The sequence below is a fragment of the Paenibacillus apis genome (assembly GCF_018333295.1).
Lineage (GTDB): Bacteria > Bacillota > Bacilli > Paenibacillales > Paenibacillaceae > Fontibacillus > Fontibacillus antibioticophila.
The window spans coordinates 330,636-351,566 of the sequence record NZ_BORS01000004.1 but is presented as its reverse complement, the minus strand read 5'-3'; the positions used below and the strand labels follow the sequence as shown (position 1 = coordinate 351,566).

General features: G+C 50.3%; 14 protein-coding genes. 4 read left to right on the top strand and 10 right to left on the bottom strand.

Annotated elements, in window-relative coordinates:
- Window positions 1-13: 13 nt before the first annotated feature.
- The gene (locus KI362_RS08440) at window positions 14-1,762 is read right to left on the bottom strand and encodes an ABC transporter ATP-binding protein (protein WP_301626363.1); all 1,749 of its coding nucleotides are present in this window, start codon (window positions 1,760-1,762) and stop codon (window positions 14-16) included.
- 51 nt (window positions 1,763-1,813) lie between these two features.
- The gene (locus KI362_RS08435) at window positions 1,814-2,770 is read right to left on the bottom strand and encodes a phosphotransferase family protein (RefSeq protein ID WP_301626361.1); all 957 of its coding nucleotides are present in this window, start codon (window positions 2,768-2,770) and stop codon (window positions 1,814-1,816) included.
- Window positions 2,771-2,905: 135 nt separating this feature from the next.
- On the opposite strand from KI362_RS08435, the gene KI362_RS08430 reads away from it, so the two are divergent.
- On the top strand, window positions 2,906-3,421 hold the full coding sequence (locus tag KI362_RS08430) for a hypothetical protein (protein ID WP_044478456.1): 516 nt from the start codon (window positions 2,906-2,908) through the stop codon (window positions 3,419-3,421).
- A 123-nt stretch (window positions 3,422-3,544) separates the two neighbouring features.
- Here KI362_RS08430 and KI362_RS08425 read toward each other — a convergent pair whose 3' ends face one another.
- On the bottom strand, window positions 3,545-3,868 hold the full coding sequence (locus tag KI362_RS08425) for a HesB/YadR/YfhF family protein (protein WP_044478455.1): 324 nt from the start codon (window positions 3,866-3,868) through the stop codon (window positions 3,545-3,547).
- A 449-nt stretch (window positions 3,869-4,317) separates the two neighbouring features.
- On the opposite strand from KI362_RS08425, the gene KI362_RS08420 reads away from it, so the two are divergent.
- Entirely contained in the window at window positions 4,318-6,063 is a 1,746-nt protein-coding gene (locus KI362_RS08420) for an ABC transporter ATP-binding protein (protein ID WP_301626358.1), read from the top strand.
- 14 nt (window positions 6,064-6,077) lie between these two features.
- Window positions 6,078-8,144: an ABC transporter ATP-binding protein gene (locus KI362_RS08415; RefSeq protein ID WP_301626357.1), complete on the top strand. Its 2,067-nt coding sequence runs from the start codon at window positions 6,078-6,080 to the stop codon at window positions 8,142-8,144.
- 1,280 nt (window positions 8,145-9,424) lie between these two features.
- Here the strand turns inward: KI362_RS08415 and KI362_RS08410 are convergent.
- The 4 genes from KI362_RS08410 to KI362_RS08395 form a co-directional block, all read right to left on the bottom strand.
- Window positions 9,425-13,063, bottom strand: a complete 3,639-nt coding sequence (locus KI362_RS08410; RefSeq protein ID WP_301626356.1) for a glycosyl hydrolase family 18 protein — start codon at window positions 13,061-13,063, stop codon at window positions 9,425-9,427.
- 293 nt (window positions 13,064-13,356) lie between these two features.
- Window positions 13,357-14,253: an S-layer homology domain-containing protein gene (locus KI362_RS08405; RefSeq protein ID WP_301626354.1), complete on the bottom strand. Its 897-nt coding sequence runs from the start codon at window positions 14,251-14,253 to the stop codon at window positions 13,357-13,359.
- Window positions 14,254-14,322: 69 nt separating this feature from the next.
- A complete protein-coding gene (locus tag KI362_RS08400) occupies window positions 14,323-14,658 on the bottom strand; it encodes a four-helix bundle copper-binding protein (RefSeq protein ID WP_301626353.1) in 336 nt (111 codons plus the stop codon).
- 131 nt (window positions 14,659-14,789) lie between these two features.
- Window positions 14,790-15,839, bottom strand: a complete 1,050-nt coding sequence (locus KI362_RS08395; protein WP_301626352.1) for a CobW family GTP-binding protein — start codon at window positions 15,837-15,839, stop codon at window positions 14,790-14,792.
- A 192-nt stretch (window positions 15,840-16,031) separates the two neighbouring features.
- On the opposite strand from KI362_RS08395, the gene KI362_RS08390 reads away from it, so the two are divergent.
- Entirely contained in the window at window positions 16,032-16,547 is a 516-nt protein-coding gene (locus tag KI362_RS08390) for a MogA/MoaB family molybdenum cofactor biosynthesis protein (RefSeq protein WP_301626424.1), read from the top strand.
- 91 nt (window positions 16,548-16,638) lie between these two features.
- Here the strand turns inward: KI362_RS08390 and KI362_RS08385 are convergent, their stop codons facing one another.
- From KI362_RS08385 to KI362_RS08375, 3 genes are all read right to left on the bottom strand, one after another.
- On the bottom strand, window positions 16,639-17,166 hold the full coding sequence (locus tag KI362_RS08385; RefSeq protein WP_301626350.1) for a hypothetical protein: 528 nt from the start codon (window positions 17,164-17,166) through the stop codon (window positions 16,639-16,641).
- A 345-nt stretch (window positions 17,167-17,511) separates the two neighbouring features.
- On the bottom strand, window positions 17,512-18,525 hold the full coding sequence (locus tag KI362_RS08380; protein WP_301626348.1) for an acrylyl-CoA reductase family protein: 1,014 nt from the start codon (window positions 18,523-18,525) through the stop codon (window positions 17,512-17,514).
- Between the two features lie 49 nt (window positions 18,526-18,574).
- Window positions 18,575-20,881 carry a thiamine pyrophosphate-dependent enzyme gene (locus tag KI362_RS08375; protein WP_301626422.1) on the bottom strand — a complete coding sequence of 769 codons (2,307 nt, stop codon included), beginning with the start codon at window positions 20,879-20,881 and terminating at the stop codon, window positions 18,575-18,577.
- Window positions 20,882-20,931: the final 50 nt, after the last annotated feature.

Genomic DNA, 20,931 nt, shown 5'->3' with positions numbered 1-20,931 from the left:
ACCGCCTGACTGATTAAGCATTTAAATGCTGAATATTATATAACTGGGCATAGACGCCATTCTTTTGCATCAATTGCTCATGGGTTCCCCGTTCGGCTACGGCCCCATTCTTCATGACGACAATGAGATCGGCATGTGTGATCGTAGACAGGCGGTGAGCCACAATCAAAGTTGTCCGGCTTCGGGACAGGTTTTGCAGCGATTGCTGGATCAGATGCTCCGATTCCAGATCCAGTGCAGAGGTTGCTTCATCCAGGATCAGAATCGCTGGATCCTTAAGGAAGACTCTTGCAATCGCAACCCGCTGCTTCTGTCCCCCCGACAGCTTCACTCCGCGTTCACCCACCTCCGTATCATACCCCTGGGGTAATTCCAGAATAAAATCATGGGCATTTGCCGCCTTGGCGGCCGCAATAATCTCCTCTTCTCCCGCTTCCGGATTGCCAAGAGAAATATTATCGCGCACGCTGCCGCTGAACAGGAAGTTTTCTTGAAGCACCATGCCGATCTGGTTGCGCAGGCTCTCCATTGTCCATTCCCGGACATCCCTCCCTCCTACGAGAATCGTGCCCTTCTGAACATCATAGAATCTTGGAATCAGACCAACCAGCGATGATTTGCCGCCCCCGCTCATGCCGACTAACGCAACCGTCTGCCCCGGGCTTGCCTGGAGCGAAATATTTTTCAGCACCCATCCTCCCTGATCCTGGTATTGAAACCACACTTGTCTGAACGCTACGCCATGCTTGCCGGGCGGAAGAATGGCTGCTCCTTTCGCATCTGTCATATCATAAGGCTCCTCCAGCAATTCCAGCACACGCTCCCAGGAGGCCGAAGCTTGAGTCAGAATCGTCGAGGAATTGATCAGCCGCTTCAACGGCGCATACAGTCTGTCCAAATAACCGAAGAACGCAACGAAGGTGCCGAGCGTCAAATTGTGCTGAATGACCTGATAGCCCCCATAACCGATAACCAGCAGGGGTGCGATGTCTGTCAAGGTGTTAATCACAGCGAAGGTCCAGGCATTCCAGCGGCTGTGAGCAATCGCCTTATTGAGGTATTTCCCGTTAATCCCTTCAAATTGGCGGGCCTCATGACGCTCCAGCGCAAAGCTTCGGATGACCGATATCCCCTGGATCCGCTCATGAAGATAAGCTTGAATGCCTGCCAGCGCAGCAGAACGATCCTTGGTCAACGCCTTTAACCGCTTGTACAATATTTTAACCGCTATAGCATACAGCGGGAAAATCGATATGGCGACCACCGTGAGCACCGGATCAAGATACACCATAAACCCGAGCACAAAAATTAATGTAAATAAATCCAGCCACACATTCATCATGCCGACTTCGACAATGTTTTTTGTCTGCTCCGCATCATTGATAAAACGCGATATGACCTCTCCAACCTTCGTATTCTGATAGTAACGAAGCGACAAGCGCTGGAGATGTGCGTAGAGACGATTGCGCAAATCGAACAAAATCCTGGACGTGATCAGTTGGGCAAAATACTGTCTTGCATACTCCACCGGTCCCCGCACGATCACAAATAGAACCAACGAGCCAGTCAGCACCCATATCAACCTTGAAACCTGCTCCTCCAGCTGAAGCGCAGAGTTAAGCAGCACATCGTCGACAACGTATTTTTGCACTAAAGGGAGCAATGCCGGGATTCCGAACTTCAGCGTCCCGATAAATAACGTCAGCAGTATCCATTTCGTATAAGGCTTAACAAATTGAAAATAGGCTCTCCAATGCTTCAATCTAGGTTCACTTTCCTTTCTGTATCTCTTATCCTGATGTTCGAGAGTCCTTTATTCGTACTCCTTATGCTTTGCGGCAAGCCGCACCGCGTATTCATCCAGCCTTCGCCGGATCAGCTCCGGAGTCAATCCTTGCACGCCAAGCTCCTCCCATCCTTTATATACCCCTGGAGGCCCAGGAAGCATCTCAACCAAACACAGCATATCCCAATATGGATTAGCAGCAAGTAGTGAGGCGCCCGGAGCAGCAAGATACGCATCCAGGAAATCATCGGCCGCTTGCACGCCATAGAGCTGAGCCAGGTTAAGCCGGCAATGCCCTGTATCGATCCCCGCCGGTCCCTCGCAAGCATTGATCCAGTCTACAATACTGCTGATGGCCCCCTCTGTCCACAGCACATTGGCCGGATGATAATCGCGGTGTATCAGACAAGGAGTGTATTCTGGCCTCGGGCCTTTTACCGTATCCAGAATACAGCGCCAGGCGGCCGGCTCTTCCGTCCAGGCCGGAACCTCAAGCCCATCCAGCGAAACATATGTAAAATAATGCCACTCCATTTTACGGGCTGGTGCTCCGTGAAGTTTAGCGATAGCTTCAGCAAGCGCCTGAAGCCATGCAGAGGAGGCTTGTCTCTCCAAGATGACTGTACCTGGAAGGCAGCTCATCAGCACAGCCGGATAACCGCATTCCCGCCCCTCCGGGTCGGAAGCAATCCAGACCGGCGCTGACATCCCCGCTTCACAGGCCGCCAGGAGCGCTGCCTTCTCGTGCAGCGGCAGATGGGGCTCCTCCTTGATCCACGCTTCATCCTGGATGATTCTCATTACCCACAAGCGGTTCTCCGCTTGATGATCAACCGCTATTTCCAGCCGATAGACAACCGATGAGATCCCTCCCTTAAGCCGGACGGCTTGAACTAGCCTGCTGTCCGGTCCTGCCTGGCGAAGCGCCCAGCTCAGTGCTCTCGAAGAAGGTCCTTGCTCTAAGACTTGATCTGTGTTATCCATCGTTCCTCCCCTGATCAGGATGAGCCTGTTCATTTTTGTAAGATGCTGTATTTGTAGGTTCAATAATGATATACTCCATATTAACATGAAAGGGTTTAGCAGCAGCTCTACCTTATGTAATTTAGGAGGACACCCATGTCACGACGTTTTGTAATCGAGGCCGTGATGGTGGCGATCTACGGCGAATTGCTGATGCCTCAGGCACCAGTAGAATATATAGTTCCTTACACCACCGTCATGGAGCTCTATGAGTTCCGTAACAGCCCGGAACCTTTGATGAACGATTCTGCGGACGATCAGCATGTGAAGCAGAAGATTGAAGAGCTGATCGCTTATCTGGAGGAGCCGTTAAACCGGAAAAAGCTGGAGCGCTGTCTTACCGTGCCCTGGTCCAAAAGCCCTTCCATCCTCTTTGGGGAGGAAGTTTCATGGACTGTCGTCAACGCCTTGGACAACGAAATGTACGGCGAACTGCTTGATCCGATAGAGACAGAGCTTGTCCTGACCGCTCAGCGGGAGCATGCCCCGGTGCTTACTGATCAACTGGAGTTGATCCGGAGAATCATTGAGGTGGAAGCTCCGGTACAGATATTCGATATCGGAGATTTCGAATATGCGATGGACGACCCTATCTTCAGTAATCAAGGCTAACAGAGGTAGTCCAAAATTACTAACAGATGAACGCTCAAAAAATAGCACAGGGCAGAAGTGAGATCGTTCTGCGTCCTGTGCTATTTTAATGCGTCGCGCTCAAGCTATGCCGCTCTCTAAGAATCACTGGCTCTGATAAGCTTCGTCAGACGCCGCTGATTCCGGCAGATAGGCATATTCAATATCATCCTCACCGGCGTTATAAGTAACCTTCAAATTGTAGCCGTCAAGATACCACTTATCATGATCCTCCATGTAAAACGTGATGCCTTCCGCTTCTGAGGAAATGCCCGGAGAGATTGGCTCATCTGCCTGTATGCCAAGCGAAAATCCCGGGTGGATGGCTCCTCCGGCACTATAGCGGGCAAACAATCGGACAGACTGCCCGGACTTCAATCCCAACTCTTGCTTGAACCAACGGGCCGCATCGCTCGTAACCTCGATCATCTCGATCCCTCCTTGTTGTTTCCTTTATTTTAGTCCATTTTCACCGATTTGCAAAAAAAAGTTTGACACCTTTAAGAAAGCGGTGTTAAAATCGTCAACATACGAGATTCGTTTTCAATTAATTACCATGCAGAAAGGGTGATCCTGGTGTTTATGATTCAACATTTTCCCGCTCCTGAATATGCGGGCACGCAGAAACTGAATACCAAAGTAACCCCTGCTGGAGTGAATCTGACCGGTTCATTCGGCTTCTAGCCTGGAAAGGCTGTGAGCCGGCATCCCTATTCGCGCGGTTACTTGACGTTGTCGTGTAACGTACGCGGAATCTAAATGATGGATTTTAGGCATATCGTTCTATGACGATATGCCTTTTGCTGTTCTTTAGGGTATTCAGCAGAGGTTCAAAGAGAGAAAGAAACATTATTCAAGGAAGAGGAGGAAACCTCGCTATGTTTTCAGTCCTAAAAAATCTAAGCTGGTTCTTCAAGCGTGAGCGAAAGCGGTACCTGGTTGGTCTGGTTCTGCTCATCGTGGCAGGAATCGCAGAGCTTGCTCCCCCGCGCCTGCTCGGCAATGCAATCGATGATATTGCCACAGGGTCCATTACCGGGCAATCGCTGACTACCTATATTGTACTCATTCTGGTCGTTCTGATCTTCATCTATCTGATCACCTACATATGGATGCATAAATTGTTCGGGGGCTCGAACCTGGTAGAGCGCTTATTGCGCACCCGTTTCATGAATCACCTGCTCGGTATGACACCGCCATTCTTCGAGCGCAACCGCACCGGTGACCTGATGGCCCGGGCAACCAATGACCTTCGTTCCGTCGCGGTCACAGTCGGCTTCGGAATGCTGACCCTTACGGACTCCACCGCTTATCTGTCAGTTATCTTTATCGCGATGAGCACATTGATCAGTTGGAAGCTGACGCTTGCCGCGATTATCCCGCTTCCCTTCATTGCCCTGGCGATGAAGATTTACGGGAAGATCATCCATGAGCGCTATACTCTTGCTCAGGATGCCTTCGGCGATATGAATGATCAGGTTCTGGAATCGGTATCCGGCATCCGGGTGATTCGCGCTTATGTTCAGGAGCGGAATGACGAGAAGAAATTTGCGGATATTACCGAGGACGTATTCCGCAAAAACCTGGCCGTGGCTAAAGTGGATGCCTACTTTGAGCCGACCATCCGTCTCTTCGTAGGACTCAGCTATGCGATCAGCCTGACCTTTGGCATTTATCTCGTATTCAATAATGAGCTGACGCTTGGTGAACTCGTCTCCTTCAATATGTATTTGGGGATGATGATCTGGCCGATGTTCGCCATTGGCGAGTTGATCAATATCATGCAGCGCGGCGGAGCCTCGCTGGATCGTGTGAACGAAACCTTAAACGTGCGCCCTGATGTCATGGATCCTGCTGAGCCTGTCTCGGTAGACTCACCGGATACCATCGAATTTGATAACTTTACCTTCCAATATCCGACTTCAACAGTTACGAATCTGGAGCATATCCAGCTATCTGTAGCTAAAGGCCAGACGTTGGGTGTAGTAGGCAGAACCGGCAGCGGCAAGTCAACCTTGCTTAAGCAACTGCTGAGAGAATATCCGGCCGGCAGCGGCAAGCTGACGATATCCGGGGTTCCGATTGATCAAATTGCTCTGGACCAGTTGTACTCTTGGATCGGCTATGTTCCTCAAGAGCAGATACTGTTCTCCAAGAGTGTCCGGCAGAACATTCAATTCGGCTTCAAGGATGCTTCCGACGAAGTAATTATGGAGGCGATCCGGACCGCGGCGTTTGAACAAGATCTCGAGACTTTGTCGGATGGCCTGGACACTCTGGTTGGTGAGAAAGGGGTTGCCCTTTCCGGCGGACAGAAGCAGCGTGTCTCTCTCGCCCGCGCATTTATTGCTGAGCCGGAGATTCTGATCCTGGACGACGCGCTCTCCGCCGTCGATGCCCGTACAGAGGCACGCATTATCGAAAATATCCGGACCAAGCGTTTCGGCAAAACTACGCTCATTTCTACGCACCGCCTGTCAGCCATTGAGCATGCCGACTGGATTATTGTCCTGGATAAAGGACGGATTATCGAACAGGGCACACATGAACAGCTGCTGAAGCACGGCGGATGGTACCTTGAGCAATATGAACGACAGCAAGTGGAATCGAACCTGACCGACTAAGGAGGTGCCCGTGTATGAACAACCAAACGGGAAAACGACTGTTCAAATATGCATTACATGCAAAAAATACATTTATCCTGGCGCTGGTTATGTTAGCTATCGGCGTAGCGGCCGAACTGGCAGGCCCGTTTCTGGCGCGCGCCATGATCGATGACCATATGCTGGCCATCGAGAAGCCGTTCTATGAAACGGCGTCTTCAAGCAAGGAAACGGTCTCTTATGACGGCAGATCGTTTAAGCGGAGTGACCGTTTTGCTCCGGAGGAGGCCAGGGGTCCTGAGGTTCGCGTGCTGCAGGTCGGCCGTTCCTTCGTACTTGTGGAGGCCGCCATTCCAGAAGTATCCGGCGAGCGCTCCTTCAAGGATGGAGTCCTGACTTTATCACATCAAGGCGAGGTGCAGGAATATCCTGCAGTCCGGTTGGATTCTGCCGGAATCTTCGCCTTCTATAAGCCGGAAATCCCTGGTATTTTGAATCTGATTTCCTGGTACATGGTATTCCTCGCCATTTCAATTCTGATGGAATTCGGGAAGACCTATTGGCTCCAATCTTCAGCCAACAAAGTGATACGCAAGCTGCGGATTGATGTGTACGCCCACATTCAAAAGCTCCCGGTGCACTTTTTCGACAATCTGCCCGCCGGAAAGGTCGTGTCCCGGGTCACCAACGACACCGAGGCCGTTAAGGATCTGTTCATCGCGGTGCTGGCGAATTTCTTCTCCGGTATTATCAATATGATTGGTGTTTACATCGCGTTATTTATCCTAGATGTCCGGCTCGGCCTAGTGTGTTTGTTTGTTGTGCCGATCCTGTATGCCTGGATTGTGCTTTATCGAAAGTTCGCCACCAAATACAACACGATTATTCGCTCGCGGTTGAGTGAGATCAACGCAATTATCAATGAATCCATACAGGGTATGTCCATTATCCGGATTTTTCGGCGTCAGAAGCAGACCCGGGAAGAGTTTGAAAATCTGAATAATGATTACATGAGTCACAGCAACAAAATGCTTAATCTCAATGCCTTCACCTCCCACAATCTGGTGAACGTGATTCGGAGTCTGGCATTCGCGGTTGTGCTGTGGTATTTCGGCTCCGCCCAATTAAGCGGTGCCGGAATCATCTCGCTTGGGGTTCTATATGCCTTCGTTGACGTCCTGGGCCGGCTGTTCCAGCCAATGACCGGGATGGTTAACCAACTGGCTGCGCTTGATTCCTCCATGGTATCGGCAGGACGCGTGTTCAAGCTGATGGAGGAGCCCGGCGAGGATGTGACAGATGGCTCCATGCCGCGCTACCGCGGCAACGTCGAGTTTAAGGATGTCTCCTTCGCTTATAAGGAGGATTTCGTATTAAAAAACATTTCCTTCGAAGCCAAGCAAGGCCAGACTGTCGCGCTGGTCGGTCATACCGGCTCCGGCAAGAGCTCCATTATCAACCTGCTGTTCCGGTTCTATGATCCCCAGAAGGGTACGATTACCATTGATGGTAAGCCGGTCAAGGAGCTGCCCAAGCAGTGGATTCGCCAGCATATGGGGATTGTACTACAGGACCCGTACTTATTCACGGGGACCATTGCTTCCAACGTCAGCCTGGGCGATGAACGCATCACCCGCGAGACAATCCAGAAAGCCCTTGATGACGTCGGCGCTACGCGGATCTTGAGCCACTTGCCGAAAGGAATTGATGAACCGGTCGTGGAAAAGGGAAGCACCTTGTCCGCCGGAGAACGGCAGCTGATCTCCTTTGCCCGGGCATTAGCCTTTGATCCGGCTATTCTCATTCTGGATGAAGCTACGGCCAACATCGATACCGAGACGGAAGCCCTGATCCAATCGGCGCTGGAGGTGCTCAAACGAGGCCGCACGACCTTCATTATCGCCCACCGCTTATCAACGATCCGCAGTGCGGACCAGATTTTGGTTCTGCATCGCGGTCAAATCGTAGAGAGCGGCACACATGAAGAACTGCTTGCGCTTGGCGGCCGCTATTACAAGATGTACCGCCTGCAATCGGGCGGTGCCGATCCCGCTCCAAGCGTCGCGGTTGCGTCCGTGCATCCCGCGGTGAATCAGGGGTAGTCGAATGCACGGAGCAATATAAAGCAGTCTAATAACTCTGCGTGCCAGAGGCATTGTGTGAGTGTGCTTACGATCGCTGTTGTTCGCGGATTTCTCTCATTGGACGATGTTCTCCCATGGAAGAAATCCGCTTACAAAGGCGAACGCTCCGCTTCTACAGCAACCTTCACACTTATACCCTTTTACGCAGTCTCTTTGGATCGGCTTTATAGTGCTAATTGCACCGCACTCCCTCTAAGAAGCAAATGCATTCAAACAATAAGTAGACAACACCGTATCATTATTGGGGATACCCCCATTTCAATAAGCCCGCAGAGCAAGGCAATTCCAGCAGATTCTGCAAAATATCGACCAAGTACGCATGACAGTGATCGGTTTACCGCATGAAAATATCGATCTTACGTATGCAGTGAAAAAAGTTACCTTAAATTCAGTGGAAATGCTAGGAATGCGAATATAGTGAAATTTTTGTACTTAAAGTTGACTAAAACGTGGGTTTGGCTAGTTACTGGCGATCTAAGGTAAGTTTTTTCACTAAATGTGGATTCGAGCATCGAATGAAGATTTTAAGGGAAGTAATTTCATTAAATTACGACCTGACGAGCATGAGCAAATTGAGGTGCTCATATCGTCTTGTAGGGTGATTGAAGTTCGGAGCAAGACCTAGGATGCCAGTGGAGAAGTAAAGTTCGGAGAAAAACTTCCGTACTGGCAGAACAGACGAAGTCTCGGTGCAAGGCCGAGCATCGTGAGGCGGAGGTGCAACTTTAGGCGCGGTAGGTCATGGACGTCGTGCATAAGCTATCGCGCAAGCTGCCATTCGCGCTTAGCCCAAGGCTGTGCTTAATCTCCTGCTTGTATGTTAGGGAGGTAAGTTAATAGCAGTGCAGTTATTGCAATGCAGCATAGCACATCCATGTGCAAACTGCATTTCAGTTGAAGCCAATAAGCGATAGATAGGGCAAGAGTGTGAAATGAATCTGAAAAAGCGGAGCGGTCGCTTTTGTGAGCGGATTTCCCCCTTGTGAGAACTTAGTCCAATCATGGAAATCCGCGAACAACAGCGATTGTAGGATCATTTCACACGGCTGCCCTCCCTACGTACCTAACTGGGGTTCAACCTGCTAACTGCTATTACACAGTAAACAGTAAATATGCAACACCGCACTGCATCGAGTAGATGCCTGTATTACAGCTGCCATGCCAATCTCTTAACACAAATAGGGCCTCCCGCCAGATCAAGTCTTTTTGGGAGAGCCCTATTTTTTTCAGAAAATACTCTAGTTGCTCAACTCCAACATACGGAGCATTCTCATGACCACAACTGCCGCTTGGGCCTTTGTCGCATGAGCTGTAGGCGCAAGGCTGGTTGCGGAGACCCCGTTCATAATCTGCAGCTCCAGCAATCTTGCTACCGATTGCCTTGCAAAGGCCGACACCTCTGCCTGATCCTTGAAGCCGGCAAGCATGGAGGCATCCGAACCAGGACGTTTACCGACAAACTGAACAGCATTGTCCATCATCACCGCCATCTCCTGGCGTGTGATCAACGCTGAGGGATCAAAGATATCAGGGGTTCTTCCTTTGAACAAGCCGCTCTCAACCGCCGCTTCAATCTCCCTCGACGACGGGTGATCCGCACCGACATCCGTAAACGTCGATGCCCCCGAGTCCAAATTCAGACCGAGCGCATGAACCAGCAGTGATGCGAACTCCGCCCGGGTGATTTTCTCGTCTGCAAGATAGATCCTGGCCTCTGTTGAGCTGACGATTTGCTTGGCAAGAATAGCAGCAACATCTTCCTTCGCCCATGCTGGAACCCCCTCTGGAATCTCCAGGCTAACTTCGATTACGGCATAGATGCTGTTGCCTATTCGTTTCAATTCTGCCGTCCAGTTGCCTTCCCCATCTTCTTGGAACAACGTAGGGACATGGAGTAATTGGCCTGACTTTGCATCCCATAAGATTCCTGTAGCCTGATTCAAGTTCGGAGCTGTCCGGCCCAATTGGAATATGCGGCTTACAAAGGTCCGACCGAAATCGGATAGCTCCTTCAGGTTACCATCTCCATCCATGATTTCGATCTTGAACTGCAGCGGCTCGGCATGCAGCTTGGCCGCGATATTTCCAACAGCTGCCTTGATTGCATCCTGCTCGGCCGAGTCAGGCTTCAGTATGGATATGACGATGGAGCGGGACTCCTTCTCTAGCTTCAATGCGCTTAACGGGAGCCGGTATTGTACCTTCCCGGCGATGATCCGGATTTCCGCCTGATCTCCTTTTGCAGCCATAGCAGCCACGATCTCAGAAGATACTGTGAGTTTCACTTGGCCGTCGGAGCCGTCGACAACCAGCTCCAATCTAGGGCTGGATGAGCCTTTGACGGCCTTCAGGACTGCGGCTGAATCAACCTTCGCGACCGTGACACCTTTCACCTTTTCCGATCTCAGCTTGATTTGCAGCGAGCCTCCCTTGCCCTCTCCAATTACAGGACCCTGTGGCAAAACGGTTGACGGTGATCCAGGGTTCACGGAGCCCGTTCCAGGAGAGGTTCCAGGGGAAGTAGATGGAGCCGCATCCGTCTTGGCTTGCATCCCTTCACTGAAATCGGATACCCGGGTGATGCTTCCGTCTTCCGCTCGATGGATCGCAAGAATCTGGATCAGATAATCGGTCTGAGGCTGCAGCCGGTTCAAGGTGAAGCTATTCTCTTTTGTCGTTCCTAGATAGATCCTATTCGCATAGACCTCATAAGCATCCGCTTCTTCCGACCGTTCCCAGGCAACCGTTAATGCCGTCGCTGCCTTGGACTTCACAGTTAGTTGGCGCGGCTGCTCTAGTCTTGCCTCACCAGCCAGACCGTTAATCGGCAAATTGCGCACCAGCTCATTGGTCAGCGTCAAGGAACGGTCCCCATGTGATTCCCAACTCATGACGCCCGCTATATCCAAAGAACGAACGAGCGCAGCTGTGTACATCATGCTCTGTTGATCGTTATAAGAAATAAAATTGCCATTTTCCTTATTGTATAAATAGGCCACCTTGGCGTATTCGTTCCAGTACCGATTATAGCCGTTCTTGTTCACATAATTCCCCTCCAGGTCCTGATAGTCGAATTTGAATGACTCCCAAGTGCCGAAGGTTTCGTCCTTATTTAAGTCTTTTCTAAGGATTGCTCCGTATTCCCCATTCTCCACTTCCAGCCAACCAACGCCATAGAATGGGACACCCAGATTCAGCTTGTAGCCCGGTATGCCGCTGGTTAGATTGGCAAGCAGCGATCCGCTTGCATGATTACGGGAAGCAGATACGGAGAAATGAGCGGGATCATAAAATAACGGCGAGTTATGATGTGCTCTTGAATCCCATGTTCCGCTATAATCGTAGGTCATGACGCTGATAAAATCGAGATATTCCACGGAACGGACCAGATCAGCATTAATGATGAAGTTATCCGCCTGGGAGGAAGCGATCGTGAGCAAATAATATCTGCCATCTTCCGCTCCAGCTGCATCCAGGGCTTCGCGAACAGTTTTCATAAGCAGCGTAAAGTTCTCCCGATCATCTGGACTTTGGGTATTGCCTTCTTCCCCGCCTTCTACGGGATACTCCCAGTCAATATCGATCCCATCCAGTCCGAACTCCCTTATAAATTCAACAGCAGAGTTCGCAAAGGCCAGGCGCGTCTGTTCTGTCGCAGCCATCACGGAGAAAAAATCCGACCACGTCCAGCCCCCCACCGAGAGAATCAGCTTCAGATCCGGTTGAGCCGCTTTTTTGGCGTTTAGTTCCGTAAAATTCTGCAGATCATTCACGGGGTCGCCCAGCACCACTTCGCCATTGAACTTATAGTCCTCATGGAGCGGCACCCCGGCTTTCTGACAGTCAGCCCCGCCGCTGGTTACCCCGTTCCAGCACAGATCCGCAAAGGCGTATTGTATATGGGTGAACTTGGTAGCATCCAGATCCTGAGGCTTGAAATTCCTCCCCTCCGGCGATCTCGCCCAGGAGGTATAATACGTTACTGCTTGATAGTTCCTTCCCGGGATCACCTCGACAGAATCGCTTTCCGGCGATTCCCACAGCTGGTTTCTGGCGATCACCGAGAAACGGTAGGTTTGATTTTCACTAAGTCCGGTAATCGCATAACGGTTCGTATCGCTGGTCCCGATCCATTCGCCATCCAGTAAAATATGATATTCGGTGGCGCCGTCAACCTTTGCCCAGGCGATGGAAGCCGCTGTCTTCGTGGCGGTAACGATTTGGAGGTCCTGAGGAGCCTCCAGCTCCCCCCATTTAATCGTAACCACATTGCTGTCCGCCGACTGCTCAGGCGGTTCGAACGCTCGAACCATGAACTTATAGACAGCTCCGGTCACGGTTCCTTCCGGAATAGTGTACGTGTAGGAGTTAGACCAATTCCATACTTCTCCGGAATAATTACCGTTCACGTAAACGGGATATCCCTTGGAAGGGTCCCCGGACCAGCTTAATGTAATAGCGGAATAAGTCACATCGGTAACCGTCAGATTGTGCGGAGGTGTGAGCGGTGGCTCTGGAAGTGTGCTTGGATCCATCGGTGGTGTGGTAAATTCGATGATATTGCTTTTGAGGGATCTGTCAGACAGGTCTGTCAGATACAGTCGGTACGTTGTCTCTGGCTTCACGGACAGCCCAGGATTCCAGATATTGAGATATCCCCCGTTAATATTCCCGTTCTCGTCCCACACATGAACTTCGGGCGATCCTTCCCACTGCAATCGAACTTGATTAAACTTGAGGCTGCCCTCTTCTACGGTCAGATTATAGGGACCTGCCGGCTCGGCTTGAATGGGGATTCCGGGGAACAGCAATCCAATAATCAAGGCCAAACCGGTAATCAACGCCAAGATTCGCCTAGGTAAAATATTCCCTTCCAAAGTGTTCACCCTCCATCATATTAGACCTTGTTGGAAGCTCTTGGTGGAATGAATAATTCACCTCCTTGCTGCGAAATGCTGTATCGTCTAGATGTTAGCGCTTGCTTTACATGCATGCCCTCATTATACTTGAGCCTATTCGTCACAAAAATATCACTTTCCAATGAAATCTGATACTTTACAACCCACTGTTTCCGCACGCAAAAAAAGGCTGTCTCCCCGCATCTAAACGGAAAAGGCAACCTTTTCAAGCATCTCTACTTAAGAACCCCAATTCTAAAATAAGATAGTATTTATTGGGTTTCCTTCACTTCTTTAATTTCGATACTGTAATCACTGGAAATATAGGTCTCGGTCTGGCTGTCTGTGATCACCTGCGGATACACCATATCCGGGTCCGGCGACAGCAGCTCATAGTGGATGACCGCTTTGCTGTCCTTGGTGAATTCTACCTTGGCTACCCGGATTCCATACCCAGGATGAGGCTGCTCATAACGAGTTAATACAACCTTGTTCACCTGATCATTCACCTTGGTCACAGCGTAGCTAACTCGATTGTTCTGCTGCTGCTCCAATTCCTTCTGCTTCTCTACAAATTGAGTGGCATTATACACCATGCGTGCTGCTTCAATTCTTGTCATTGAAGCGGTTGGATAAAACTTCCCTTTATCATCCAGTTCCGTTATTTTCATCACAAGAAGCCTTTGAATGCTTCCGGAATAGAGAACATTTCCTTGGTCGGCATCCTTCACATCAATAAAAATTTTGATCAGCGGATAGTTGCCCGTGGCGTTAACCGCTTGATCCAGAATGTAGGCGAATTGCTCCTTGGTAAGCTCGGAATTCCAGCTAAACTTCTCAGGAAGCTTAATTCCATTATCCTCGGCAATGGCCTTGACCTCACTGTACCATGGCTGCTTGAACTGATGATATTTCTTGGATGAAGCGTCATTTGTCTCTTTAAGACCAAGTGCCTTAATGATCATGTACACGCCTTCAGCTCCGGTCAATTTGCCATGAGGAGCAAACTTGTCCTTGCCAACGCCCTGGACGATCCCTTTCTTCTGAAGCGCTTCAGTAATCGTACTGTCCTTACCTTTCACATCACTGAAGGCTGACGCTGAAGAGGCCAGAAGCAGAGAGCTTGACATCAAAAGAGCCGCTGTAATTTTTAATTTGTTTTTCTTCATTTTTAATCACCTCATCCCCAAGACGCTGCCCTCTCCGAAAAGGTTGCAAAATTTTCCTGACACGGTGAATCAAGCTGCACCTATCATTTGGCGGCAAGCCTCCGCACAACGGCGGCAGGCCTCTGCACATTGGTGGCAATGATCATGACTATGCTTCTCGCATTCCTCCGCACATGCGTCACAGGCTTTGGCGCACAATGCGCTGATTTCTAGCGCAAAAAGAGTATTCCGCGACAGGGCTTCGGCAGTGAAAGCGCAAATATCCGCGCACTCTCGATCCAGTCGGATACATTCCCGCAGCATAGCAAGCTCATATTCCTTCAGGCTGGATACATAACAATAATTACAGGCATTCATGCATGCGAGACATGCTTCAATACATTCACGGTATTTTTCCTGAATCATGGCAGATTCCTCCCGATGTCGTTATTCAGTTCTCAACACTCATTCATGTATAACCGTCTTATCCTGATCCTGAAACGAACAGCAAGCACAAATCAACAAATCAATATAAAATCACATATCCCTCACAGGCTTCATTCCCCTTGCTCCGCTCCCGCTCCCGTGCTCTCTTGCTCCAGCTGTTCCAAAGCGGCCCGGATAAGCTCTTGATCAAAATGCTCGCCAATAAACACAGCCACATCAGGCACTTGCCCCTGCGGTGTAATCTTCAAATAATCACTCTCACGGTATGCATATTGGAACAGAAAACGACTGGATGTATCGGAAAAATGCAGGATTCCTTTGGCCCGGTATACTTCTCTTGGAAGCTCCTTCATGAACCGCTCAAACTGGACGCTGTTGACCGCTGCCTTGAAGTAATACGTGTAGACGGTCACATGGCTGTGAGAGTGATGGGTGTGATGATGATCCGGATGATTGCAATGCTCGCCATGAGGGTGATCATGTCCGCAATCGCTGTGCTGCTTCTGCTGATTATCCGAAGCAGGAGACTTGCTGACAGTCCGGTTCGTTAATAACTCCTCCAGGTTCACATCGCAGCGCACCGCTTCAAAGATCGCGGCGTGCGGATTCAGTTTAATCAGCAGCTCCTTGACCTCCTTTTGCTGCTTGGCGTTAAGCCGATCCAGCTTATTCATGACCAGCACGGAACCGCAGCGAATTTGCTCCATCATCAGACGATAGGTCTTCCCCTTCTGGGAAGCATACAGCTCAGAGAAATAAGCGGTATCCACAACGGTGATCATCGGTTTAATATCCAGCTTCAAATAGAGGGAAGCCTCGGATACCGCATCAAAAATCTCCATCGGATTTGCGGCTCCCGTTGCTTCAATGATTACAAGGTCAGGCCGTTCATTCTGGATCAGCTCATAAAGCTCCATGCTGAGGTCTGCCCGAATGCTGCAGCAAATACAACCATCCAGCATTTCGGCCATCGGGACATCAGGACCCACCGCCAGGCCGTCGAGATTAACCTCGCCAATTTCATTCATAATCACCGCAGGCTTTAACCCCTGGTTCTTCCAATAGGATAACAGCCTCCCTAATAGGGTTGTTTTCCCGCTTCCCAAAAATCCTGACAATATGTAAACAGGTGTAGTCTGTAAATGGGATAATTCCTGCATTGTATGATTACCTCCGTTTTTTCGGCATCCTTTTCCATGAAAGCGAGTTTACACCAATGAGAAGCTTAGTGCAACCTGCAAACGCCTGACATTTCTTTCAACTCATTGTGATAAGATAGTTATAGTGAGTGTTCAAAAAGTTAAGTTTTGAACTACGTCTTATATCAGAAAATCCACTTACTGGAGGATCACATCATGATCAGATCGGTTGATGAACATCGACGGGAAGCGCCCAAGCATGTAAAGTGCCTGGTCGTGACCATATCGGACACCCGCGTCGCAGAGAATGATTACAGCGGGCAGCTTACAAAGGAACTGCTAGGTAGCCAAGAATATGAGGTTGTGGATTACAGAATCATTAAGGATGACTATGATGGTATCCGCCAACTGCTGAGAGAGGCCGTATCCAGCCGCAAGGTGGAAGCCATTCTGCTCAATGGCGGTACGGGCATTGCCCCGAGAGATAATACGTATGAGGCCGTGCGCAGCCTGCTAAACAAAGAGCTGCCGGGCTTTGGAGAAATTTTTCGGTTTCTGAGCTACACGGAGGATATTGGCGCCGCAGCGATATTAAGCCGGGCCATTGCCGGGACGATCGGAAATGTCGCCATCTTCTCCATGCCAGGCTCTCAAGGTGCCGTTAAGCTGGCTATGGAAAAGATTATTCTTCCTGAATTAAGACATGTCATTAGAGAATTGAACAAGTAGCAATCATCGTCTAACAAAGCAATCCCTCTGACCATAATACAAACTCTGGCCGGAGGGATTGTGAATGAATCATGTGGTATCAATTGCAGCCTTAACGGGTCATCCGGTCCAGAGCCTGCTCAAATGCCGCCTTGATTTCATAGCTGTAATTGCTCTTATCGGTCCTGCTTGAAGTATACACCAACGCTGTCTTCCCCCGCTCTGAAATCACTGTTGTCTCCTCTTGCTCCAGTGCTTTATTCTGGACCTTCCCTCTATACAATTCTGAAATTTGCCGGGTTCTTTCCTGTTCACTTGGATAAATGTGAACGATAACATAATCCTTGGCACTCCCGTTGATAAAATAACTATAGCTCAGATTCCCCTCAAAGCCTTCGGAATAGGTCTCATGTGTCAGCGTGATCCCCCTCTTTCGACATTCTTCCTTAAGGGTCTTCAAAAAGGGGCCGTTCAACGTTACTCCGCTGCTTCGTTGTCTGAGATTTCCTTCTCTGGCGCTTTTCATGCTGTACTTGTCCATTTCTCTGGCAGCAATTTGTTTCGCTCCAGCTCCGCACCCCGAAGCAGCCGTTAAGGCAAATAACGTGGCAATAATGATGAGCGTCCATCTTCTCGGCATCCCTGATTCCTCCTTTTATTTCGATGGGTAATCCATCCAATAATTGGGGTTAGCGTGTGTAATTCTGCTTATATTTATGCCGAGGAAATCATCGCCAAATACAAGAAGAGGCCTGAATCCTGTGCGTACGCCCAGAATCAAGCCTCTAACGCTGCTCTATATAGGTTGAATTAATAAGTTTTACGTTCAGAGGGCAACGTGTGGAGTGTTCTTACGATCGCTGTTGTTCGCGGATTTCTCTGATTGAACTAAGTTATTATACGGTAGAAATCCACTCACAAAGGCGAGCGCTGACGCTTCTTCAGCACACCCCACACTTATGCCCATTCTACGTAGTTTTTTAGTTCAACCTATATAATCACTCTTTACAGCAATGACCTGACGGCCAACCGCCTTACTGTCGATCACCCTCGATAAGGCTTCAGGAAGCTGATCAAGCTGATAAACGGAGGTCCACTCCTCCAGGGCTGTTACCGGCTTCCACTCTCCGGCCAGCAGCTCCCACAGGGCCAGACGCTGCGGCATGGGACAAAATACCGAATCAATGCCCAGCAGATTTACACCCCGCAGGATAAATGGAAATACGGTGGTATCAAAATGCCCTCCGGCAGCCATTCCCGACACGGCAATGGATCCGCCGTAAGAGACGCTTTTCAGCAAATCACCGGTAAAGGCTCCGCCAACCGGATCTACGACGGCAGCCCATTGCTCTTTGCCTAATGCGCCCTTTGCTCCGGAAGCCGCTTCTTCACGGCTAAGCACCTGATAAGCTCCCAAGCCAAGCAGCTTGTCAGTCAGTGCTGGTTTGCCCGTGACGGCCGTCACCTTGAAGCCAAGCTTAGCCAGTATCGATACCGCCATGCTGCCTACGCCTCCGGTAGACCCTGCCACCAATACCGGACCCGAGTCCGGAGTCAGCCCATTAGCCAGTAATCGTTGCACGGACAGAGCTGCTGTGAATCCGGCTGTACCAATCGCCATCGCTTCAAAGGCTGTCAGACCCGGGGGAAGCGGCACAAGCCAATAGGCAGGAACCCGAGCAATTTCTGAATATCCGCCTTCATGATTAACGCCCAAGTCATATCCTGTGCAAATTACATAGTCACCGATGTTGTACCGCTCATCTTCAGAGGCGAGCACTTTTCCCGCCAGATCGATTCCCGGAATAAACGGATAGCGCCGAACAATTTTCCCGTCCGGAAGTGAAGCCAATCCGTCTTTATAATTCACGCTTGAATAATGAACCTCGATCAATACCTCTCCCGCCGGTAAATCGCTGAGTGCAATCTGCTCGATACCTGTGCGAAATTCCGATTCATCCTTATGAACACGGAACGCGCGAAAATACTCCTTCTCCACGGTAAATCCTCCTTTTGCTTCGCTTCTACCTTACATGCCCGGCCGAAGACTACAGCAAAGGATGCTCATGCTTGGTCAGCAGGATTTGCCAACGACGATCCACTTCACGCTCAAATTCATGCAGTGCAGCTTCATTCTCAGGCTTGAGCAAATGACGTGTCTTGCCCATGGTCTTCAGCCAATCAGTCAATGGCACCCGCTTGTCTTTATCCTCCGGATTATAGGTAATGGTTGTCTGACCATGCTCGACCTCATACAGCGGGAAGAAGCAGGAATTCACGGCTGCATCCACGATCTCTGTACCTTGATCATCCTTCGTAATCCAGTTCAGCGGACAGGCTATCAATATTTTACCATAGACCAGTCCTTCGTTCTGTGCGTACCATTGCGCCTTGGCCGCTTTCTTGACCAAATCCTGCGGGTAAGCTTCACTGCCGGTAAATACGTAAGGGATATTGGTAGCCGCCATAATTTGCGGTGTATCCTTGTGATGAAATACCTTTCCCTTCTGTACGGTACCGATATTGGACGTCGAGGTCCGGTGTCCGAGCGGAGTCGAATAAGAGAGCTGCGCTCCGGTATTCATATATCCTTCGTTATCGTACTCGACAATGATCATCCGATGATTCCGCAATGCCGCGCCAATCGCCGGCCCCATCCCGATGTCCATCCCGCCGTCACCGGTAACCATGACAAACGTAAAGTCATCCTTCAAGCCAAGCTCATCCAGCTCGCCACGCCGCTTGCGTTCCCAGAACATCTCGACAACACCGGACAGCGTAGCCGCGCCATTCTGGAACAGGTTGTGAATATAAGTTGCTTTATGAGAGGAATAAGGATAGCCGGTCGTAACTACCATCGCACAGCCGGTATGGAACAAGGCAACAATGTCTCCCTCGATCCCTTTAAAGAACAGCTCCAATCCCGAGAAAATACCGCAGCCCGGACAAGCGCCATGTCCCGGAGCAATCCGCTTCGGCTTCTTCGTCAGCGCCCGCAGCGGCGGAATCCGCACGCCAAGCTTGCCGGTCTCTTCGTTCTTTGTCACTGTGATAAGACCTGTCTTCAGATCCTCGAATTTCAGCGGATTCAGCACCCGGGCTGGCGTCACATCCGGATTGCCCGGCGTATGTCCATAATAATCGAACGGCACTTCAACCCGGCCTTGCTTGACCGCTTCAATCGCCAGTTCAAACAGGTGCATGCCGTCTTCGGCATAGAACTCTTTACCGCCCAGTCCGTACACGCGGCTAATCACTTGGGTAGTATGGTTGCCGTGGGTGAACAGCGCAGCCTTGATTTCATTGCTCATATTGCCGCCGTAAGCGCCATAGGAGTCTGCCCGATCACCGATTGTAACCGCCTTGACCTGCTTCAGGGCATCCGCAATTTGCTGTTGCGGGAAGGGACGGATGACATTCGGTGCAATTGAACCGGCCTTGATACCTTGACGACGCAGATCATCAACCACATCCTTAATAATCTCGGAAGCCGAGTTCATCAGGAACACCGCTACCTCGGCATCCTCCATCCGATACGTATCCAGCATGCTGTACTTTCTGCCGGTCAGCTCTGCATACTCATCGGCAATCCGTTCAAATACCGCTTCCGCACGGTACATCGCCTGGGATTGCTGGTATTTGTTATTGATATAATCCGGTTCGTTCATGTAGGGTCCGACCGTAATCGGATTATTACGATCCAGCGTATGCGGGAACCCGGCCGGCGGCCGTTCTCCAACAAATTTGAGCACATCCTCACTGTTGGCAAAAGTATTCACACGCCGTTTTTGATGGGAGGTAAAATAACCATCCGACGCCACAAGCACCGGCAAACGCACCTCTGGATCCTCAGCCAGCTTAAGCGCAATAATATTCATGTCATAGACCGACTGCGGATCCCGGCACATCAGGATCGGCCAGCCCGTGTTCAGGGCAAAGTACAAGTCCGAATGATCGCCGTGGATATCCAGCGGCCCGGAGACCGAGCGGCAGACCAGGTTCATGACCATCGGAAAACGGGTACCTGCCTGTACCGGCATTTGCTCCAGCATATACATATACCCGTTAGCACTTGTGGCGTTAAATACTCGCCCGCCGGCCGTGGAGGCGCCATAACAAATCCCCGCCGAGCTATGCTCGCCGTCAGAGGCAATCAGCTTGATATCATGCTGGCCATTAGCCTTCATCAGATCAAGGAACTGCGCCACCTCCGTTGAAGGCGAGATCGGAAAATACCCCATTATATGATAATTGATTTGACTTGCGGCATAGGCCGCCATTTCGTTGCCTGACTCATATACAACCCGCTGCTCTACTGTTCCATGGGTTAATTCATGCTCCTGATCCAAATTCATCGCCATGATTGGTATACCGCCTTTCTTTTTTCCTAGAATGTTCCTATTGA